This is a genomic window from Sphingorhabdus wooponensis (assembly GCF_003933235.1).
Taxonomy (GTDB): domain Bacteria; phylum Pseudomonadota; class Alphaproteobacteria; order Sphingomonadales; family Sphingomonadaceae; genus Sphingorhabdus_B; species Sphingorhabdus_B wooponensis.
Genome location: NZ_RWJI01000001.1, coordinates 895,918 through 915,593 on the forward strand (window position 1 = coordinate 895,918; position 19,676 = coordinate 915,593).

Below are 19,676 nucleotides of genomic sequence, written 5' to 3' on the forward strand. Positions count from 1 at the left end.
GAAAATGTTGAAGCCATTGGGGGCAATCAGCCTGTTGCTTTTAACGTCCGCACTTGTCTCACCATCTTTGGCAATCGCACAAAGCGCTGAGCTTGCGGTAGCCGAAACTCCAGAACCAACGCTAGAGGGCGCAACTGCCAATCAACCCGCGGAAGAGGAAGAAGTTGATGTCTCCGTCGGCGGCGAAGAAATTGTTGTCCGCGGATATCTGGATCGCAATATTTCTAAAAATGCACCGCAAGTCGTATCGGTTCTATCTGCAGCAGATATAGAACGGACGGGCGAAGGTGATATCGCTGGTGCACTTTCACGCGTAACGGGTTTGAGCGTTGTTGGCGGCGGCTTTGTGTATGTGCGCGGTTTGGGTGATCGCTACTCTTTGGCTCTTCTAAACGGGTCACCATTGCCGAGCCCTGAGCCATTGAAGCGCGTTGTTCCCCTTGATTTGTTTCCCACGAGCGTCATCGCTTCTTCATTGGTGCAGAAAACCTATTCCGCGAACTTCCCCGGCGAATTTGGCGGCGGTGTAATCAACCTGACTACCAAGGCAATTCCGCGTGAAACGTTCTTAACTATCAGCGCTGACGCGAGCGGCAACACTGAAACAACCAATCAGCTTGGCTACACTTATTATGGTAGCTCAATGGATTGGAGCGGCTTTGACAATGGTAACCGTGATTTGCAGCCTGCTCTTGCCGCTTATCTGGCAAGTGGACAGCGCATAAGTGCTGGTGGCGTCGACACGCAGGCCATTGCAAGTCAATTGGTTACTGGACGTAACGCTGTTGTGCAGCGTTACAACAACTTACCCGCAAACGGTTCCGCAAACATCACTGGCGGTACCAATTTCGACCTCGGTGATGATGCCACAATGGGTATTCTATTCACCGCAGGGTATAGCAACAAATGGCGCTCACGCGACACGTTGCAGCAAACAGCGTCGACTTTAGACCTAAGCCAGAAAGAACTCGATTTTAAACGCGTCATCACCGACAATCGCATCGTCGTAAATGGCTTGCTCGGTTTTGGTATTGAGGCCGGCGAACAGAAAGTGCGTTGGACTAATGTCTTTATTCGAGACACGCTGAAGCAAGCACGTCTGGGCGTCGGCACGCGTCAAAACCTCTCGCCGACTGCGACATTGATGCAGCAGGATACGGCTTGGTATGAACGACAGTTGATCAATACGCAGCTTGTGGGCGAGTTTAAGCTTTCGCCTGACGTCAACTTTAGCTTCCGTGCTGGATACGCTAATTCAAAACGTGAAGCGCCGGACGAGCTGAGTTTTGAATATTATCGTAGCAATCAGGAGTCTGATCCATTTGGTCAGGTCTTCATTAACCGCCTTAACAACGGTCAGCAGGGTAGCGCTGAGGTAAGCTATTCTTACCTTAGCGAGGACCTCTGGTCGGGAAGCGCTGATCTGTCATTTAAAATTACGCCCGATATGACCGCTACTGTTGGCTATGCTTATGCCGACACAGTGCGTCGTACTGAGCGTCGTGACTTTTTGTTTACAGCGCCAGGCGGGACACCAATCGTTTCCGCATTGTTCCGTCCAGATTTCTTGCTGCAGCCAGATGTGATTGATTTTTATGACATCACATTAACCGATACTAACGAAGCCAACCCAGTGTTCGATGCAGGTTTGCGTACGCATGCTGGTTATGGGCAGATTCAGGCATTCATTACACCTGAAATCAGCCTGAACATGGGCGCGCGGTATGAAAAGGCGGAACAAACGGTCTCTCCGGTTCAGGTTTTCACTGTACCGACAGCGTCTTTGGCGTCCACCAGTCTGGAGCGGGCTTATTGGCTGCCCGCTGCAACAATGACATGGGATATCAATGACCAGATGAAGTTCCGTGTGAGCGGTTCAAAGACAATTGCACGTCCGCAATTTCGCGAACTGATTTTCCAGAATTTCTATGACACAGATTCCAACCGCTTGTTCCGTGGTAACCCGTTGTTAACCGACAGCCAGTTGTATAACGCAGAAGCACGTTACGAATATTATTTCGATCGTGACCAACGCTTTACTGTCGCGGCGTTCTTCAAACGGATTGATAGTCCCATCGAGTCATTCTCAAGCTTTGATGATAACTCGGTTGTGACCAGCTTTGCCAACGCGCCAAAGGCGAATTTATATGGCGTCGAAATCGAAACCCAGAAATATTTTGATTTGTCGGGATTAGGTGAAGATGGCTTCTTCGGAACCCGTCGCGCAGTGGCCATTGCCAACTATACCTACACGCAATCAAAATTAAATGTGAAGGCCGGTGACTCTGTTGCAGTGTTCAACTCGTCGTCCACAAGCGCACTCGATTTCTTTACGAATGGCTCGCCATTGACAGGGCAGTCAGATCATTTGGTCAATCTGCAATTTGGCCTGGAAGATACAGAGCGCCTGTCGCAGCAGACGATTTTGTTTACGTTTGCAACTGATCGGGTCACCAGTCGCGGTGCATCAGGTCAACCCGACATTAAAGAGCGCCCTGGCATCCAGTTGGATTTCGTTGCGCGTGAAGGCTTCAAGGTAGGCGACAAGGACGCCGAGTTAAAGTTTGAAGTCCGCAACCTGACAAATACAAAATATCAGGAACTGCAGGAAAGCGGCGAAAATATCATTTTCTACAATCGTTATAAGCAAGGTATAAGCGCCTCAATTGGCCTCGAAATCAATTTTTGACGGGTTTACAGCCCCGGACTTATGGCGGCATGTTCTAATCTACATGCCGCCATTATTTTACAACTCGCCCAACAATCAAAATAGACGTCATGGAACTGTCATTTTAACTTCACTTTTAGGTCACAACGGGGTCTTAATCCTCAGATCAAATGGCGGAGTCGCCATAGCGGAGGACTTGTGGGAAAATCATTGGCAGAAAGCGCAAAAGTGCAATTGCGCGCGCTGACGTTGCTACCTGTTGGCAATATACTCATTGCCTTGACTGCTATCCTTTTGGTTATTCAGGTTGCTCGGCTTTTTTGGATTATTGTAACGCCGGTTGGTCCGTTAGATGGATGGCGCGCGCCATCAGTCAATTTAGTATCACCTTCGGCACGGCTGGCGCTTTTTAGCAGCTTTGATCCTTTATATCGCACCGAGGCATCCACTGGTGCTTCACAGAATGTGACATCCTTAAGCTTGGTTTTGTTCGGTGTGCGCGCAAATGAAAGTTCAGGCGGCGGTTCTGCTATCATTGCCGGCGAGGACGGTATCCAAAATAGCTTTGCCGTTGGTGAAGAAGTCGCGCCGGGCGTGATATTGGACGCGGTTGCGTTTGACCATGTGATTTTATCCCGTGGCGGGGTAAAGGAATCGCTCTATTTGGATCAGTCTGTTCCGGCGGAAACCATAAACCCTTCCGGAGCCTCGCCGCAGGCAGCGTCCACAGGGCCTACGGCAGGGGGGCTGAACGCACAAACGTTACAAAAGTCCATAGGCTTTGCGCCGCGTAACGAAGGGGGCAGGGTGACCGGCCTTGTTTTGAAAGCGCAGGATGACGGCACAATGCTTCGGCTCGCCGGTTTTCAAGCTGGCGATGTTGTTGTTGCCGTTAATGGACGTCCTGTTTCATCCGCCACTGATGTCATAGCCCAATTCCGACCTGGAGCTCGTATTAGCGTTGAAGTTGAACGCGGCGGTTCAAAGGTCCCCATCGCTCTAAATTTGGAACAATAGTGATCCGGAAACTCTCTTTATGGTTGGCGTGCAGCACGCTTGTTTTCACAACGCCAGTAACGGCGCAGCAGACTTTAAATGTCCGCGACGCTGATATCCGTGCCTTTGTGCAGGATGCCGCGCGCGTTACGGGACAAACCTTCATTGTTGATGGCCGCGTAAGCGGTAAGGTCTCAGTTGTAACAGACAGGCCCTTGTCGCGTTCGGAATATTTCGAAGTGTTTTTGTCCACGCTCCGCGCAAATGGCCTTGTCGCTATTCCTATGCGCGGCGGCGGGTATCGCATTCAGCCGTCCGATGGTGCTGCAACGCAACCAACGCGGGTAGGTAGTCGGGCCGAGTCCGCCAGCCAGTTTGTCACCGAAGTGTTCCGCTTGCGGTCTATTGACGCGACAACGGCTGTGGAAACATTGCGTCCCTTAATCAGCCGGGAAGGATCACTAACGGCCAACCGCAGCGCCAATAGCTTGGTGGTCGCAGACTATGCCGACAATATCCGCCGCATCCGCGATCTTATTCGTCAGATCGACCGAGACAGTGCCGCAACACAAATTGTGACTCTGGACAATGCTGGCGCGCGTGAAATTGCGACGGCATTACAAGGATTGGCTGGCCAGGGCGGCGGCGAGGGTGCGCGCGCGCCCGTATCTATTGCGGCTATCGACAGCAGCAACGCCATTGCCTTGCGCGGTGATCCAACGTCCGTTGCCCGCTTTGCCGCCATGGCAAAGCAATTGGACGAGCGCGCCCAATCCGGCGCTGAAATTCGCGTCTACCGACTTGAGCATGCAAATGCCGAAACTTTGTTGGAAACGGTCCAGTCGCTGATTGGTGGGCAAAGCAGTGGAGCGCGAGGCAGTGAGATAGCGCCTGTGGCGGCACCAGCAAATGGCGGAGCGTCTGCTGCTCCAGCTGCGCCCATTGTTGCGACATCGTCTGGTACGGCCACGAACGGCATTGGCGGGCGCGGACCCATTGTTGTCACGCGCTATGAAGGCACAAATGCCCTTATCGTTGCGGCCAATCCGGACGTGCAACGCAGCTTGGGCGAATTGATCCGTCAGTTGGATACACGGCCTGAACAGGTTCTGGTGGAAGCAATTGTCGTGGAAATCGGCAATGAGGCCGCCAAAAAGCTTGGCGTGCAATTCCTCGTGGGGGGTAAAGACGCACCCTTTGCAGCAACTAATTATTCCAATGCTTCGCCTAATATACTGACCATAGCAGGCGCCGTTGGAGCCGAAGAGTTAACGCGCACGACGACGACAGTGAACGGCAACACGACCACCACCGCGACTAACAGCGCCTTGGGTGATAGCCTGCAAGAGGCTGCGGCAGCATCTATTTTAAGCGCGACAGGTGGCTTTGGCGGCTTTGCGCTTGATATCGGTAACAATGCGATTTTCGGTACCATCATCAACGCAATTGCAGCGGATACGGAATCCAACCTTTTGGCGACGCCGCATATTGTGACCTTGAACAACCAAAAGGCGAAATTTCTTGTGGGTCAGGAGGTGCCTGTCAGCACCGGCGAGCAATTGTCCGCGAACTTTGAAAATGCATTCCGCACCGTGCAGCGGCAGGAAGTCGGCATCAAGCTGGAGGTTACCCCGCAGGTCAACGCGCAAGGCGATGTGAAGCTGTTCCTCAAGCAAGAAGTATCGAGCGTTGCGGGCCCTGTATCTTCGCGGTCCAACGACCTTGTTCTTAACAAACGCGAATTCGAGACCACATTGACGGTCGGCGACGGCCAATTGTTGGCGATAGGCGGACTACTTAATGATGATGAGCGTCGCACGATTGAGCGTATTCCGTTGCTCAGCGACATCCCCCTTATTGGTGAGCTATTTAAGTCGCGCAGCCGCAGCCGCAGCAAAACCAACCTGATGGTTTTCATCCGGCCTACAATTTTGCGCAGCCGCGAAGACGGTGATCGATTGACCGCGCGTCGTTATGATTATGTGCGCGATATGCAGAAGGTGCGTAATCCCGATGTCGAACCAAGCATTGATGAATTGCTTCGCGATTATATGGGCGCTAAGCCGCCAACCGAACCAAATGCGCGGGCGAACGATATTATGATCGGCGCAGACGGCAATCTTGCGCGCCCAGCCGCAGCTGGTCCGCTTAAAGCGGCAGATGTGCCCGAGAGCGCGGTATCTTTGCCCCGCGGGGATGTGCAATAATGACCGATCCGCAAGCCCCGTTTGAACAACAGGGGACGGCTGGCGTCGAACCTGACGCAGCTTCTACTGCTGCCCAAATCACGCCATTGCTGGATCTGCCCTATGCCTTTGCTAAGGCACATGGCTTAGTTTTGCGTCATGAGAATAATGACCGTTTAATCGTCGCCATGCGCGAAGGCGCAGATCCTGTGATGTTGCTGGAGGTCCGGCGCTATCTGGCGATGCCGTTTGATGTTGAGATAGCCGATAACCAAACTTTCGACCGATACTTGTCCGAACATTATGCCATGGATGGAAGCGCAGCGGCAATGGCGGGATCAATAGGCAGTAACGACGGCGATCTGTTATCGGATATGTTACCAAGCGCCGATGATTTGCTCGACAGCGCAGATGACGCCCCCGTCATCCGGTTAATCAATGGCATCATAGCAGAGGCTGTACGCCAAGGTGTCTCCGATATTCATATCGAGCCTTATGAAACTGGCCTTGTAATTCGCATGCGCGCCGATGGCGTGTTGCAGGAACGGCTTCGTCTTCCCGCCAATGTCGCGCCTGTTGTCGTTAGCCGTATTAAAGTCATGGCGCGTTTAGACATTGCGGAACGTCGTATCCCGCAAGACGGCCGTATTGGACTGACGCTTGGCGGAAAGATGGTCGATGTCCGAGTGTCGACCTTACCCAGTCGTGCTGGCGAGCGTGTCGTCATGCGTATCCTCGACAATGAAAATGCAGGCATATCGCTTGATCTGTTAGGCATGTCTGAAGACACGCTCAAAATCCTGCGCGAAGCTTTGGCTGAACCCAATGGTATCATTTTGGTAACTGGGCCAACAGGTTCGGGTAAGACCACCACATTATATGCAGGCTTAAAGCGCCTGAATGACGGTTCCCGGAATATATTGACGGTCGAAGATCCGGTTGAATATGCCGTGGAGGGCATTGGCCAAACGCAAGTAAATGCGAAAGTCGGTATGACCTTTGCTGCTGGCCTGCGCGCCATTTTGCGGCAGGATCCTGACGTTGTCATGGTCGGCGAAATCCGCGACCGTGAAACCGCAGATATCGCCGTGCAAGCCGCGCTGACCGGCCATTTGGTTCTCACTACAGTGCACACAAATGATGCGCTTGGGGCCATCACACGCATGCGCGATATGAAAGTGGAGCCATTCTTGCTCGCGTCAACTTTGCGCGCGGTGATTGCACAGCGGCTTGTGCGCCGCCTGTGCCCGCATTGCCGCGAAACTGTCCAGGCCGACGGCAATGCCGCATCTTTGCTTGGTTTTGATAAAGGTACTGCGGTTTATAAAGCTGTTGGTTGCCCTGAATGCAATAATACCGGCTTTATGGGACGGATTGGTGTGTTTGAGGCTGTCCGCGTGGATGATACTATCCGCCGCTTGATTAACGATGGCGGCGATGAAGCCATATTGGCGCGGCATGCATTTGTGAACCAACCCAATTTAAGTGCCGCGGCGCGTAAATTGGTGCGGAGCGGTGACACCACGCCAGAGGAGGCTATCCGCATTTCACGTCGTGAAGACATTGACGATGCCTGAGTTTGCCTATCACGCCATTGACCCGGACGGGCGTGAGCGGCGCGGACGGATATCTGCCGCCAATGATGATCTGGCGCGCGAAGCATTGGCGTCGAAAAAGCTTTATATTGTGAGCGTTGCGCCTGCCGAAGTGCGTGCATCGGCTTTCGCCAATTTGCCGTTGAAACGGCAGCCTCGGTTGAATGCAAAGCAACTCACATTGTTCACGCGGCAATTGTCGTCGTTGGCACAAGTATCGCCCTTAGAAGAGGCGTTGCGGACGATTAGCCGGCAAAGCGAGCAGCAGCATGTTCGTCATATATTGACAGCGGTTCACACAGGCGTCGTTGAAGGCCAGCGCTTGTCCGACGCCATGCGGCGCGAAAGCAACAGCTTTCCACCCCTCTACCGCGCAATGATCGCGGCAGGTGAGGGCGCTGGTACATTGCCGCTCATTACGGAGCGGCTTTCTGTATTGCTCGAACGGCAAGCGGAGATGCGGGGTAAGTTGATTGGCGCGCTTGCGTATCCAGCAATTTTGTCGCTCGTCGCAATTCTGGTAGTGATGGGGCTGATGGTCTCGGTCGTGCCACGCGTGGTCGAACAATTCGACAATGTGGATCAGCAACTGCCCTTGATCACGCAGGTGGTGATTGGCATTTCGGCGTTTTTGGCGAGTTATTATTGGGTGTTAATTATCCTCGCCCTGATGGGCGCGTTGATTTTTATGCAAGCCATGAAACAACCCGCTTTCCGCCTGGCGGTGGACCGCAATATCCTGCGCATTCCAGTAATTGGAAAGCTTTTGAGGAACCTGCACGCCGCACGGATGGCGCGGACACTGGCCACAATGGTGGCCAGCCGCTTGCCCTTGTTGGAAGGCTTGCGCCTGACGGGTGGCACTATACGAAATAAAGTTTTGTCCGAGGCCAATGATGAGATTGTGGAAGCGGTGCGCAGTGGTGGCAGCCTTTCTGGCGCAATGCGCGCCAGCGGCGTTTTTCCGCCTTTGCTTGTATATCTAACGGCAAGTGGCGAGAGCGCTGGGCAGTTGGATATCATGTTGGAACGCGCTGCTGAATATCTGGAGCGCGAATTTGATACTTTCACCAGCACCGCTTTGTCGTTGCTAGAACCCTTGATCATTGTCGCTATGGGCGGCGTGGTTGCGGTCATCATCTTGGCAATATTGCTGCCAATTCTTCAACTTCAGAACTTAACGGGACTATAAAATATGCTCCGCTTATTTTTCAATCTTTTCACAGATACCAGCCGGGCACCAGCGCGGTTCCGCCGCAAGGCAGTTCGGGCACACCGCAACGGTTTCACCTTAGTTGAAATGATGGTGACCCTGTTCATTTTGGCGCTTTTGACGACGGTCGTGGCCATTAACGTGCTACCCAATCAGGACAAGGCCATGGTACAAAAGGCGAGGGCGGATATCGCAGTTTTAGGACAGGCGATGGAAACCTATCGCCTAGATAATCTGACCTACCCTGACGCAGGTGCGGGTCTCCAAGCATTGGTTTCGCCGCCGACGACTGGAACGCGGAGTGAGGGCTATATCAAAAAACTGCCTATGGATCCTTGGAACCGTCCATATCAGTATAATATGCCTGGAAAGAACGGCGCCTTTGATATTTATTCTCTGGGTGCGGATGGTGCGCCTGGCGGTGAGGATGAAAATGCCGATATTTACGGCGACTAAGCCGTCCGCCGATAAAATCGTTCAGGATAATGCGCGTGGCTTCAGCTTAGTGGAGCTTATGGTCGTGTTGTTTATTATCGGCATAGCAAGCACTGCGGTTGTCATGACTATTGGCTCGCCTGAGCGCGGCGTGCGGGATGAAGCAGAGCAATTTGCTGCACGCGTTGCTGCCTTGCGCGATAACGCCATATTACAATCCCGCATTATGGCCGTTACCGTGCGTCCATCGGGTTATGGCTTTGAAACGCGCAGTGACGGGAACTGGGTCCCATTGTCTGAGCCTCCATTTACAACAACCGACTGGAAAAGCGGCACACGGGTTCAAATGTCTGGCGCCCGGCAAATGCGGATAGCATTTGACAGCACTGGCCTGCCATCAAGCCCCGCGAATATCGCGATCACACATGATGACGTGACGGTCACTCTAAAGTTGGCAGCAACTGGGGACATGCGCGTTGTCCGTTAAGCCTTCATTACCGCGCAATGGCTTCACGCTATTGGAAATCATGGTCGCATTGGCGATTTTTAGCCTCGCGGCCTTAGCTATGGTGCGCTTGCAGGGATATTCGGTGCGCTCGACATCCAATTTGGGTGATAGCAATATGGCGTGGCAAGTGGCGCGAAACGTAGCCGTGGAAATATTGTCCAACCCTACACCGCCAACCCTTGGAGAAGCGCGCGGCGAAGAATTAAACGGCGGTCAAAATTGGAAATGGACGGCCACAACCAATTCCACAGATGACAGTCGTCTCGTAATCGTCGAAATTGATGTGGTCGGGACCGGCAACGCGGCACTACGCAAGGCGCAGCTAACGATTGCAAGGCCGGTTGAGCAGTGACCGAAACGCGGCATTCTGAAGCAGGATTTACTCTGATTGAGCTCCTCGTGGCGCTCGCGATTTTTGCTCTGATATCGGTGGCTGGGGTAATGCTGCTGCGTTCTGGCAGCGATACCCAAATCGCCGTAAAAAAGCGCCTTGAGGAAATGGCTTTGTCAAATCGTCTGACCAATAGTTTGGAAGGCGACTTAGCGCAGGCGATCGCCCGGCCTGTGCGAGATCAATCCGGCCAACCTGTGCCGGCCTTCACGCAAAGCGAGGTAAGCATGCCTAATGTTTTATTTGCTTTTGTGCGGGCAGGGTGGTCAAACTTGGATTCGGCACCAAGGGCAGGGCTCCAACGCGTAGCTTATATATTGGAAGGCGGTGCACTCAAGCGCTTAAGCTGGCCCATGCTTGACGGCACTGCCCCAACAGATTCTGCTGTTTTGTTGGAGGGGGTAACGTCTGTAACGGTCGAATTTCGCGATGACAAAGGTGCTTGGCGCGATGATTGGACAGCGACTGATGCGGATGCTTTGCCACGCGCCATTGCCTTAAACGTCGATTTGGTAGGTGAGCCACGGCAACGTATGCTTTTTCTGGTTGGCCCACAAACACGTGTTGCGCCACCGAGCTTTGGAACAGGCGCCTAGCAATGATGTTGCAAAAGCCCTCAGAACGCGGCGCGGCTTTGCTGACAGTGTTGATTATGGTGGCGGTGCTGGCTGTGATTGCGGCAACGACTCTTGACCGGTTGAGTTTGTCGAGCAAATTGTCGGCCAATGGGAATGCGCTTGCGCAGGCGCGGATGTTTACTTATGCGACCGAGGCGATTGCCGCTGCGCGTATTGAGGACTTGGTTGCCCGTGACGCTGCGCAAACAACGTTATCGGGGGATTTGCTTGGTAAAGAACAAACTATTCCCATTCCGATCGGATCTGCGACAGCCTCCGTGCGTGATGCGGGCAATTGTTTCAATCTCAACAGCCTAGTGACCGAAACGGGTGGCCAATATGTGGCCAGCGCAACGGGACAGGAACAGATGACATCGTTGATGGTTGTTTTGGGTATCCAAGAAAATGTTGCGCGTGCCGTTGCCGCAGCGGGCGCAGATTGGGCGGATAGCAATATCTCACCATTACCAAATGGCGCGGAGGATGACGGATATCGCGCGGTCGCCACACCATATCTGGCGTCTAACAGGCTTTATGCGCATCCGAGCGAGCTGCGCGCGGTGAAAGGTGTAACGCCCGCTATCTATGCCAAGTTGCAGGATTGGATTTGCGCGCTACCCGATCCCGTTCTATCGCCATTGAACGTCAACACTTTGCTGCCGGAACAGGCGCCCTTGCTGGCAATGCTTCTTCCGCCCGGCAAGATGAATTTGACCTTTGCGCGCAGCTATCTCGCCAAGCGGCCATCTAATGGCTATGGCAGCCTCATTCGATTCTGGGCGGCGCCGGAAATTGCCGCGCTGGAACCGTCTCCTCTGGTTCAAGGGCAGGTAAAACTGACAAGCAATTACTTCCTTTTGAACACAATAGTGTCTTTTGGCGAACTCAAGCTTGCCGGACAGTCGATGATTGTCGCATCGCCTGCTCCAGCGCGCGTTGTCTGGCGCAGTTGGGGGGAAGAGGAATGACGTTGATCATTACGCGCTTCCCAACATCAGAGCGAGACGATCCGTCGGTTTTCCGTGTCGTTGAGGGCGTTTGGGAGGATGCAGGTGCGCTTTCCAATTTTGTGTCGAAGGTTGACGACCGGACACTGATGGCGCTTGTCGCGCCTGAGGATGTCCGGTGCCATTGGTTCACATTACCCGATGTGCAGGGACGCCAAGCGGAAAGTGTTGCGAAGCTGCGTGCAGATCAACAGTCACTTGGCCTTGTCCATTGTAGCGCTGGCATAGATTCTGACCACGTAGTTGCTACCGCGACAATCGCGTCGGATGTTATGCAGTTTGGGTTGGATAAGCTTCGCACGCGCGGGCTAGATCCCGACATCGTTCTGCCCTTTGCATTGTCGCTGCCTATGCAGTCCGGTGGAGTGGTCAGGGCGGAAATGGACGGCATGTCTGTCCTGCGTGGGCCGCAATTTGCGATACCGGACGAGGCCGTGCTGCGCGATGTATTCATCGGCGACGCGGATATAGAAACGATAGATGAAGTATCGCTTCGATCGAAGCTGCTTTCCGCCAGCGCCGCGCCTTTGCTGAACTTGCGTGAAGGCAACTTTGCAAAACGGGTGCAGACAGCTTGGTTCACCGCAGAACAGAAGATATGGGTTCAGCGCCTTTTGTTTGCGCTTGTTATCGTTACAATGACCCTCACTCTGGCGACCTTGGCAAAATATTGGGTTGCCACTGCATCTGAAAATGATGTGGCATTATTAGCGGCACAAAAAATTGATCCCGCTATTCAAGATATTGATCAGGCCGAAGGCATGCTCACCGCATCGCTTAATCGTCAGGGGAAAACACAAGGTGATTTTGCGCAACTTTCTGCCGCGTTATGGCGTAGTGTGAAAGCATCACCAAATGTATCCGTACGGGAATTACGATACACACCGGACGGCATTTTGAGCGTGGTTCTGGCTGCCCCTACGTCGGATAACATCAACAAGGCTCTTGTCGCCATTCAGCAAGACGGGTTCCGTATCACGGCTACACCCCGTCAAGACACTAGCGGAGCAACATTGGTCGACATGACTGTGAGGATGCCATGATAGCGGCAATAGGCTCGTGGTTTGCTGCGCTCACACGGCGCGAGCAGTGGCTTGTCGGTATCGCCGGTGCACTGACCGCAGTCATGGTCGCGATTTTTGGCATTTTACTACCCATATTGTCTGCTATTGATCAGGCAAAGACCGACCATGACGAGGCTGTTCAGCGGCGTGGGCGCATAATCGCTACAGTGGATGCTGCTCAGCAGCAGAAAACGGAGCCACGTGCCGGAGCAACTGCGGATATTGATCTGTTGATTACCCAAAGTGCAGCGGAAAAGGGATTTGACCTCGTCAAATCGGCCAATGGCGCGCCAGGACAAATCAGTTTCCGGATAGATCAGGCACGGGCCCCGGCTTTACTCGCTTGGTTGACCGAGCTTGAGGGTCAGAATGTCGCTGTACGCAATGTAGCATTACGGCCCGGCGCGAACAGCACCGTAAAAGTGGATGCGCAGTTGGAGATGAGAACGCCATGAATCGGCGCTTGCTTGTTGCTTCGTTGGCAGCATTGGCTGTTGCAGCAATAATATGCATGCCATTGCGGACAATCGTCGCTGTGGACGGTATTACCGCACGTAAGGTTGATGGCATCATATGGGACGGTTCTATCCGTGACTTGCGCCTTGGCAAATTGCCCGTGGGCGACGTCAATGCACGTTTGTTATTCTCCCCGTTATTTATGGGGAAGGCGGAGATTTTGCTGTCGCGCGGGAACTCGCCATTCGTGCCGGGGATTAACGGGTCTGTATCCCGCGGTTTCAGTGGTGTGTCGGTCAACAATCTGACCGCAACCTTTCCAGTTGGCGCGCTGTTTGCGCCGTTTCCGGCCGAAAATATCCAGTTTGAAGGTTTTTCTGCGCGCTTTGCCTCTGGCCGATGCATGGAAGCCAACGGGCAGGTGCGGTTGACTTTGTCGGACACTATGCCGGGACTGAACTTACAGAATGGGATGCTTGGTCAGGCCCGCTGCAATGGCGCACAATTATTGCTTCCGTTAGTTAGCCAATCCGCGATGGAGCGCGCAGACATCCGTTTGTCGGCAGATGGGCGGTATACCGTAACCGTTATTCTGAGCGCCGACCGCGGCGACCAAGCAGAGGCTTTGAGTCTCGCCGGTTTTCGTCGCGTAAATAGCGGCTACCGCCTAGTCCTAAAGGGCGGGTTCTGATCACGTTCCCACTGTCATTGGACGATATGCTAGGCGCTTTGCCTTTTTGGTATCAGACCATGCTCGTCATGATATTTGGCCTTATATGGGGCAGCTTTATTGCGGCCTTGTGCAGTCGCTGGCCACGCGGGGAACGGGTGTCGGATGGTCGGTCGCATTGTGACCATTGCCAAACGACGCTTAGAGTAAAAGACCTCGTGCCTCTGGTGTCTTATCTATGGCTGTGCGGCAAATGCCGCTATTGTGGGCAATCCATAGCGATAAGCGCGCTTTATATCGAAGTGGCTTCCGCCGCGATTGGCCTGTTTGCAGTTATGTTTTTGTCGGGTGGTCAGGCAGTGGCCGCGGCGGTGTTCGGTTGGCTATTACTCCCGCTCATCATTCTTGATTTTCAGCAGCTTTGGTTGCCCAACCGACTGGTGCTGGTGCTGGCATTAGCGGGCGTGTTCATTGGTCCGTTTTTAGTACCCGATGTTAACTGGCCGGACCGCATCTTGGGCGGAATTTTCGGCTTTCTTGCTTTGGAAGTGATCCGACAAGCCTTTCGAAAGCTGCGTCAGGTGGAGGGCATGGGTGGAGGCGACCCAAAATTGTTCGGAGCCATTGGCCTTTGGATCGGTTGGCAGGGATTGCCGATGACGTTGCTTTTGGCAACGCTCATTGGGTTTATATGTATCGCGGTTGCTTTTGCGCTTTCCAAAAAAAGCGACACGCAGTTGCCGTTCGGGGCATATATGGGAATGGCAGCCTTTGCGATTGTCTTGCTGGCCCTAGCCTAGTGCTTTAGATTATTGCGCAGGCTCGGCGGGTGCGGGCGGTGCAGCTTCTATTTCGGCCTTTGCATCCGCTTCAATCAACTTCGTGGCTTCTTCGGCAGCTTGTTCAATCGTCAGCTTTTGCTTGGCTACTTCATCCTGTTGCGATGCCGTAGAAACTTCGCCCTCTGCCTGTCCAGTATCGGGGGTAACTGGCGCATCATTACAAGCCGCAAGCATGGCTATCGCAGAAATCAGTGAAGCAGCTTTTTTCATTGCGCTAGTTCCGGCTTTAGTTCGCCTTCATAATTGGCCAGATAGCCTAAGGCTGCGACCCAAGCGGCAACATTTTGTCGCAATTCTGCCTTGTCGATTTTGTCCAAAGTGTCGTCGGGCGTGTGATGCAGGTCGAAATACTTCGTACCGTCTTGCTGTAAATCCACGATACCAAGCTTTTGTGCAGCGATGATTGCGCCAATATCTGCGCCGCCGCCAGCGAGTTCACGGCGGGGAACCACGCCCAATGGCGCGAGTGCCGAAACGATTTGTGCGCGCAAAGCATTTGCGCTTTCAGGCAGGCGGAAATCCACCGCCCAAACTTTGCCTGCGCCAAAGTCGGATTCCATGGCCAAGGCATGCGGTTCGTTCGCATGCTTTTCACCATAATCGCGGCCACCCCAGATGCCGACTTCTTCTGCCCCAGCCCAAAGCAAGCGTACAGTGCGCTTTGGTTGGCCCATGGACTGCAAATGCTTGGCGGCCGCGCCGATGATGCCGCAACCTGCCGCATCATCAATTGCACCGGTGCCAAGGTCCCAGCTATCGAGATGGCAAGCAATGACGATGATCGGTAAGCTTGGATCAGAACCCTTTACCTCTGCCAACACATTGCCTGACGTCTGCATGCCGATATTTCGGGGAGTAAGCTTCAATTTTATCCGCACAGGCTTGCCACGCGCAATCATGCGCTGCAGGTTCTCGGCATCGGGGATGGACAATGCGGCAGCCGGAATGGGCGTGACACCAGGTTCAAAATTGGTGTTCCCCGTGTGCGGATTGCGGTGATAGTCGGTGCCAACTGAACGAATAACGATGGCCGCGGCGCCCTTCTTAGCGGCAATATTTGGTCCGACAAAGCGGGCAGGGCCAAATGCGCCATAGCTACTGCCGTCCTGCGTGGCCTTCATATTGTGGCTAACAAATGCGATTTTACCCCTCAGACTGCCGTCCGGCGCAGCCCGCAGGTCTTCAATAGTCGGGAAATAGACGATCTCCGCATCCAATCCCGCTTCACCAGTACTACCGCTATTGCCTAATGCTGCGACGGCTAGCTTCTGGGGAAACGGCGCGATGATTTCAGCGGTTTCTGCGCCGCGTACCCAAGTGGGCATCTGATATTCTTCAACACGGACATTTTCAAAGCCCAGCGCCTTTAACTTATTTACCGACCAAACCCGTGCGCGTGCCTCTGCCTCCGTGCCCGCTTGGCGTTGACCAATCTCGGTCGTGAGGCCCTCTACGATGTCATAAGCAACGGCATCGGATTGCAGCGCCTTATCGCGCAATTCGGCAACAGTTGTTGCCTTGGCGGCCGTTGGGGCGGCAACGGTGACAGCGGAGTTTAGGAACAGCGTGGAAGCTGCGGCGAACAGTGCGATGTTTTTCTTCATGCTGCGCAGGCTTAATCGCATCGCACAGTTTTGCAATCCCGCCTTGCGAGGAAAGCTGCGGATAGCTAGGGAAGCGGCCAAATCAAAGTAATGCAACACAGGAACTAATCCCCATGGCAGCGCAATATAGCTTCGTAATGAAGGGTATGACCAAAACCTTCCCCGGCGCAAGCAAGCCGGTTCTCAACAATATCAATCTGCAATTCTATCCGGATGCAAAGATTGGCATCGTCGGTCCGAACGGTACGGGTAAATCGACCCTGATGAAAATCATGGCGGGTATGGATACCGAATTTACCGGCGAAGCATGGCCCGGAGAACATATTCGCGTTGGTTATCTGGCGCAGGAGCCTGAGCTGGACCCGAACAAAACGGTACGTGAAAATGTGATGGACGGCGTGCGTCCAGTGGCGGACTTGGTCGATCGCTTTAACGAAATTTCGATGATCATGGGCGACCCGCCCGAAGACTCCGACTTTGATGCGTTGATGGAAGAAATGGGCACGCTTCAGGAAAAGATTGATGCCGTTGATGGCTGGTCGCTGGATAGCCAGCTTGAATTGGCCATGGATGCGCTGCGGTGCCCACCTGGCGATAGTCCTGTAACGAGCCTTTCCGGCGGTGAGAAGCGCCGTATCGCGCTTACGCGTTTGTTGCTTGAAAAGCCTGACATCCTGCTGCTCGACGAACCTACCAACCACCTTGATGCGGAATCGGTGGCGTGGTTGGAAAAGCATTTGGTCGATTATAAGGGCAACGTCATTCTCGTGACCCACGATCGCTACTTCCTCGATAATGTCGTGAGCTGGATACTCGAACTCGATCGTGGCCGTTATTTTGTCTATGAGGGCAATTATTCGACCTATCTGGAAAAGAAAGGCAAGCGCCTCGAGCAAGAATCGCGTGAAGATGCTGGTCGGCAAAAAGCGATCAAGGACGAATTGGAATGGATTCGTCAAAGCCCGAAGGCGCGGCAGACAAAGTCCAAAGCGCGTATCAAATCTTTTGACCAGTTGGTTGAGGCACAAGAAAATCGCGCACCCGGCAAGGCGCAGATTGTTATTCAAATTCCCGAACGGCTTGGTAGCAAGGTTATCGAGGTCAAGAATGTCACCAAGGCATATGGCGATAAATTATTGTTCGAAAATTTGTCCTTCACTATTCCGCAGGGTGGTATTGTCGGCGTTATCGGCCCGAATGGTGCGGGTAAATCAACGCTTTTCCGCCTGATTACGGGTCAGGAAGTGCCGGATTCTGGCGAAGTGGAAATTGGTGAAACCGTCAAACTTGGCTTTGTTGATCAAAGCCGCGATGATCTCGACCCCAACAAAAATGTGTGGGAAGAAATCTCCGGCGGCGCAGATTTTATGAAGTTAGGGAAGCATGAGACGCCAACACGCGCCTACGTCGGGGCGTTCAACTTCAAGGGTACGGATCAGCAAAAGAAGGTTGGTCTGCTGTCCGGCGGTGAACGCAACCGTGTGCACATGGCAAAAATGTTGAAAGAGGGCGGCAACGTGCTTCTGCTCGACGAACCAACCAACGATTTGGACGTGGAAACGCTGTCAGCTCTGGAAGAGGCGCTTGAAAGCTTTGCTGGTTGTGCGGTGGTCATCAGCCATGACCGCTTCTTCCTTGACCGCTTGGCCACACACATTCTGGCCTTTGAGGGCAACAGTCATGTCGAATGGTTTGAAGGCAATTTTGAATCTTATGAAGAAGACAAAATTGCCCGGCTTGGGGACGAAGCTACGCGTCCGCATCGTGCAACTTACAAAAAGATGACACGCTGATAATGGCATGAAGCCGCACGCCGCGTCATCAATTGTAGCGCAAGTTCAGATGTCGAGGATGTGCGGCTTTATGGTATGAGCCAGCGACCAGCCCATTGATTTTGCGCTGGGTCCCATTGCCAGTGAGCTCGTCTGTGCCCAACATTGGCAAGATACAGCCATTCAATAGTTTCAATTTCAACCATTAGAGCCGCAAAATTAGCGCGATAATTCACCAATTGTTCTTCATCAGGTTGCTTGCCCTCTATCCAATCAGGCAAGCCTGAGGAAGGTTTTACAGATGGCGTTCCCGGCGCAGCAACAGCCATGTAACAGCGCCGCGCAAATGGAGTTGAGGTTGACCAAGCGGTGTCGGCCATGTCGCCTGTGGTTTCCACATGTGCTTTGCCGGACATTCGGATTTGAACCTTTGCCGCCGTGTCATAGATCAATACGCTGGTCGCAGGGTTTTGACTGAGTTGTTCGGCCTTGATCGAACGCGAATCCGTATGGAAACGAAGCGTGCGATTATCGCGAGAAGCATCGCGCAATATCATAATCCGCATATGCGGCACGCCTAATGCATCGACCGTGCCCACCGCGGGCATATGTGATGGGCTGTTACGATTGGTTACACCAGCAACGATAAGGCTCCATGCTTCTTCAAAACTTAACGCGAGATCATCATAATAATCGGGCAAGCTATTGGGTAAGTTCATTGGACCTCAAAACTATCATTCTTATCATTGAGAACGTAAAGATTGCCATCGGATATGCCGAAATAAGCGCCGTGCAGTTTCAATTGCCCTGATTTTTCGCGCGCGGCAATAAAGGGAAAACTGCGTAGGTTAGCTAGGCTGACGCGGATAGCCTCTAGCTCCAGATCGCGCTGCGGGTCTTGCGACGCGGACGCAAGCACCTTGTCGCGGGCAGGGCGGACAATATCGACCCAGCTATCAATGAAGCTATACCCTGCTTCGCCAAGATCGCCGCCATCCAGTGATGCTTTGATGCCGCCGCATTGCGCGTGGCCCAGAACAACAATATGGCGGACCTCAAGCCCCAATACGCCAAATTCAATAGCAGCCGAGACGCCATGCAATCCACCGCCGGTTTCATAGGGCGGGACCAAGTTTGCTACGTTGCGCAGTGCAAAAACCTGTCCCGGTGTGGTGTCAAAGACCGTCGCGGGATCGACCCGGCTATCACAACAGGAAATAATCATTATGGGCGGTGACTGTCCATCACTTGCAAGCGCGTCATAGCGCGCCTTTTGCCGGACATAAGCGTCGGATTTGAAACGTTGATAGCCCTGAACAAAAACAGCAAATTCAGGCATTAGAAACGCTCTCCTCTGACGACTTGAACGTCGCCAACCGTGAGCAGCATACCATAGCTATCCAGCAGAGGCGCTATCGCGTCGATTAACCTTGCCGTGTTTGTGTCTGACGCAATAGCAAGCACGATCGTCTTTGCACTGGCGCCCGTTACATCGTCATGCTGCCATTCGCCCGCTCGACCACCGCCGGAATCGACATGGATAAGGCTCCAGCCGGATATATCTACGGCTTTCAACTTTCCGACTATACGCGGAACAAGCGGCGTATCGACTAAGATTTCTATGCGCTTGCGGGGAACGGTTTGCACCATTG

The 19,676-nt window shown here is 53.4% G+C and carries 20 protein-coding genes; 15 read left to right on the forward strand and 5 right to left on the reverse strand.

What is annotated here, in order from left to right; genetic code table 11:
• Positions 1–4 precede the first annotated feature (4 nt).
• From D7D48_RS04525 to D7D48_RS04590, 14 genes are all read left to right on the forward strand, one after another.
• The gene (locus D7D48_RS04525) at positions 5–2,689 is read left to right on the forward strand and encodes a TonB-dependent receptor domain-containing protein (protein ID WP_125230157.1); all 2,685 of its coding nucleotides are present in this window, start codon (positions 5–7) and stop codon (positions 2,687–2,689) included.
• A 189-nt stretch (positions 2,690–2,878) separates the two neighbouring features.
• Positions 2,879–3,685: a type II secretion system protein N gene (locus tag D7D48_RS04530; protein ID WP_125230158.1), complete on the forward strand. Its 807-nt coding sequence runs from the start codon at positions 2,879–2,881 to the stop codon at positions 3,683–3,685.
• Positions 3,685–5,871 (forward strand): type II secretion system secretin GspD, encoded by a 2,187-nt coding sequence (gspD, locus tag D7D48_RS04535; protein WP_125230159.1) that lies wholly within the window; start codon positions 3,685–3,687, stop codon positions 5,869–5,871. The genes D7D48_RS04530 and gspD overlap by 1 nt, the downstream gene beginning before the upstream one ends.
• On the forward strand, positions 5,871–7,427 hold the full coding sequence (gene gspE, locus D7D48_RS04540; protein ID WP_125230160.1) for a type II secretion system ATPase GspE: 1,557 nt from the start codon (positions 5,871–5,873) through the stop codon (positions 7,425–7,427). Before gspD ends, gspE begins: the two co-directional genes overlap by 1 nt.
• Positions 7,420–8,637: a type II secretion system inner membrane protein GspF gene (gspF, locus tag D7D48_RS04545; protein ID WP_125230161.1), complete on the forward strand. Its 1,218-nt coding sequence runs from the start codon at positions 7,420–7,422 to the stop codon at positions 8,635–8,637. The genes gspE and gspF overlap by 8 nt, the downstream gene beginning before the upstream one ends.
• Positions 8,638–8,640: 3 nt before the next feature.
• Complete coding sequence (gspG, locus tag D7D48_RS04550; RefSeq protein ID WP_125230162.1) at positions 8,641–9,114, forward strand: type II secretion system major pseudopilin GspG; 474 nt, start codon at positions 8,641–8,643, stop codon at positions 9,112–9,114.
• Positions 9,086–9,580, forward strand: a complete 495-nt coding sequence (locus tag D7D48_RS04555) for a GspH/FimT family pseudopilin (RefSeq protein ID WP_185739779.1) — start codon at positions 9,086–9,088, stop codon at positions 9,578–9,580. The genes gspG and D7D48_RS04555 overlap by 29 nt, the downstream gene beginning before the upstream one ends.
• The gene (gene gspI, locus D7D48_RS04560) at positions 9,570–9,953 is read left to right on the forward strand and encodes a type II secretion system minor pseudopilin GspI (RefSeq protein ID WP_245964333.1); all 384 of its coding nucleotides are present in this window, start codon (positions 9,570–9,572) and stop codon (positions 9,951–9,953) included. The genes D7D48_RS04555 and gspI overlap by 11 nt, the downstream gene beginning before the upstream one ends.
• Positions 9,950–10,588 (forward strand): type II secretion system minor pseudopilin GspJ, encoded by a 639-nt coding sequence (gene gspJ / locus D7D48_RS04565; RefSeq protein ID WP_125230164.1) that lies wholly within the window; start codon positions 9,950–9,952, stop codon positions 10,586–10,588. The genes gspI and gspJ overlap by 4 nt, the downstream gene beginning before the upstream one ends.
• Before the next feature lie 2 nt (positions 10,589–10,590).
• A complete protein-coding gene (gene gspK, locus D7D48_RS04570) occupies positions 10,591–11,577 on the forward strand; it encodes a type II secretion system minor pseudopilin GspK (protein ID WP_125230165.1) in 987 nt (328 codons plus the stop codon).
• Positions 11,574–12,659, forward strand: a complete 1,086-nt coding sequence (gspL, locus tag D7D48_RS04575; protein WP_125230166.1) for a type II secretion system protein GspL — start codon at positions 11,574–11,576, stop codon at positions 12,657–12,659. The genes gspK and gspL overlap by 4 nt, the downstream gene beginning before the upstream one ends.
• Positions 12,656–13,135, forward strand: coding sequence for a type II secretion system protein GspM (gene gspM, locus D7D48_RS04580; protein WP_125230167.1), 480 nt, complete (start codon positions 12,656–12,658; stop codon positions 13,133–13,135). Before gspL ends, gspM begins: the two co-directional genes overlap by 4 nt.
• A gap of 56 nt (positions 13,136–13,191) precedes the next feature.
• Positions 13,192–13,827 (forward strand): type II secretion system protein N, encoded by a 636-nt coding sequence (gspN, locus tag D7D48_RS04585; RefSeq protein WP_185739780.1) that lies wholly within the window; start codon positions 13,192–13,194, stop codon positions 13,825–13,827.
• A gap of 59 nt (positions 13,828–13,886) precedes the next feature.
• Positions 13,887–14,606, forward strand: coding sequence for a prepilin peptidase (locus tag D7D48_RS04590; protein WP_245964334.1), 720 nt, complete (start codon positions 13,887–13,889; stop codon positions 14,604–14,606).
• Positions 14,607–14,615: 9 nt separating this feature from the next.
• Here D7D48_RS04590 and D7D48_RS04595 read toward each other — a convergent pair whose 3' ends face one another.
• Both D7D48_RS04595 and D7D48_RS04600 read right to left on the reverse strand, forming a co-directional pair.
• Positions 14,616–14,858 (reverse strand): hypothetical protein, encoded by a 243-nt coding sequence (locus tag D7D48_RS04595; RefSeq protein ID WP_125230169.1) that lies wholly within the window; start codon positions 14,856–14,858, stop codon positions 14,616–14,618.
• Positions 14,855–16,252, reverse strand: coding sequence for a M28 family peptidase (locus D7D48_RS04600; protein ID WP_125230170.1), 1,398 nt, complete (start codon positions 16,250–16,252; stop codon positions 14,855–14,857). The genes D7D48_RS04595 and D7D48_RS04600 overlap by 4 nt, the downstream gene beginning before the upstream one ends.
• 113 nt (positions 16,253–16,365) lie before the next feature.
• Here D7D48_RS04600 and ettA point away from each other — a divergent pair, with 113 nt between their 5' ends.
• Positions 16,366–18,045: an energy-dependent translational throttle protein EttA gene (ettA, locus tag D7D48_RS04605; protein WP_125230171.1), complete on the forward strand. Its 1,680-nt coding sequence runs from the start codon at positions 16,366–16,368 to the stop codon at positions 18,043–18,045.
• 68 nt (positions 18,046–18,113) lie between these two features.
• Here the strand turns inward: ettA and D7D48_RS04610 are convergent, their stop codons facing one another.
• From D7D48_RS04610 to D7D48_RS04620, 3 genes are read right to left on the reverse strand one after another with little or no spacing between them, the layout of a single operon-like run.
• A complete protein-coding gene (locus tag D7D48_RS04610; protein ID WP_125230172.1) occupies positions 18,114–18,743 on the reverse strand; it encodes a pyridoxamine 5'-phosphate oxidase family protein in 630 nt (209 codons plus the stop codon).
• On the reverse strand, positions 18,740–19,363 hold the full coding sequence (locus tag D7D48_RS04615; protein ID WP_125230173.1) for a carbonic anhydrase: 624 nt from the start codon (positions 19,361–19,363) through the stop codon (positions 18,740–18,742). Before D7D48_RS04615 ends, D7D48_RS04610 begins: the two co-directional genes overlap by 4 nt.
• Positions 19,363–19,674, reverse strand: coding sequence for a P-II family nitrogen regulator (locus tag D7D48_RS04620; RefSeq protein ID WP_125230174.1), 312 nt, complete (start codon positions 19,672–19,674; stop codon positions 19,363–19,365). Before D7D48_RS04620 ends, D7D48_RS04615 begins: the two co-directional genes overlap by 1 nt.
• Positions 19,675–19,676 lie beyond the last annotated feature (2 nt).

Excerpts from the sequence above, each read along its gene's own strand:
- D7D48_RS04620 (WP_125230174.1), bottom strand. The coding sequence starts at position 19,674 with ATGGTGCAAACCGTTCCCCGCAAGCGCATAGAAATCTTAGTCGATACG.
- D7D48_RS04525 (WP_125230157.1), top strand. The coding sequence starts at position 5 with ATGTTGAAGCCATTGGGGGCAATCAGCCTGTTGCTTTTAACGTCCGCA.
- D7D48_RS04600 (WP_125230170.1), bottom strand. The coding sequence starts at position 16,252 with ATGAAGAAAAACATCGCACTGTTCGCCGCAGCTTCCACGCTGTTCCTA.
- D7D48_RS04595 (WP_125230169.1), bottom strand. The coding sequence starts at position 14,858 with ATGAAAAAAGCTGCTTCACTGATTTCTGCGATAGCCATGCTTGCGGCT.
- D7D48_RS04555 (WP_185739779.1), top strand. The coding sequence starts at position 9,086 with ATGAAAATGCCGATATTTACGGCGACTAAGCCGTCCGCCGATAAAATC.
- gspG (WP_125230162.1), top strand. The coding sequence starts at position 8,641 with ATGCTCCGCTTATTTTTCAATCTTTTCACAGATACCAGCCGGGCACCA.
- gspL (WP_125230166.1), top strand. The coding sequence starts at position 11,574 with ATGACGTTGATCATTACGCGCTTCCCAACATCAGAGCGAGACGATCCG.
- gspE (WP_125230160.1), top strand. The coding sequence starts at position 5,871 with ATGACCGATCCGCAAGCCCCGTTTGAACAACAGGGGACGGCTGGCGTC.
- ettA (WP_125230171.1), top strand. The coding sequence starts at position 16,366 with ATGGCAGCGCAATATAGCTTCGTAATGAAGGGTATGACCAAAACCTTC.
- gspF (WP_125230161.1), top strand. The coding sequence starts at position 7,420 with ATGCCTGAGTTTGCCTATCACGCCATTGACCCGGACGGGCGTGAGCGG.
- D7D48_RS04590 (WP_245964334.1), top strand. The coding sequence starts at position 13,887 with ATGCTCGTCATGATATTTGGCCTTATATGGGGCAGCTTTATTGCGGCC.
- D7D48_RS04615 (WP_125230173.1), bottom strand. The coding sequence starts at position 19,363 with ATGCCTGAATTTGCTGTTTTTGTTCAGGGCTATCAACGTTTCAAATCC.
- gspN (WP_185739780.1), top strand. The coding sequence starts at position 13,192 with ATGCCATTGCGGACAATCGTCGCTGTGGACGGTATTACCGCACGTAAG.
- gspK (WP_125230165.1), top strand. The coding sequence starts at position 10,591 with ATGATGTTGCAAAAGCCCTCAGAACGCGGCGCGGCTTTGCTGACAGTG.
- gspM (WP_125230167.1), top strand. The coding sequence starts at position 12,656 with ATGATAGCGGCAATAGGCTCGTGGTTTGCTGCGCTCACACGGCGCGAG.
- D7D48_RS04610 (WP_125230172.1), bottom strand. The coding sequence starts at position 18,743 with ATGAACTTACCCAATAGCTTGCCCGATTATTATGATGATCTCGCGTTA.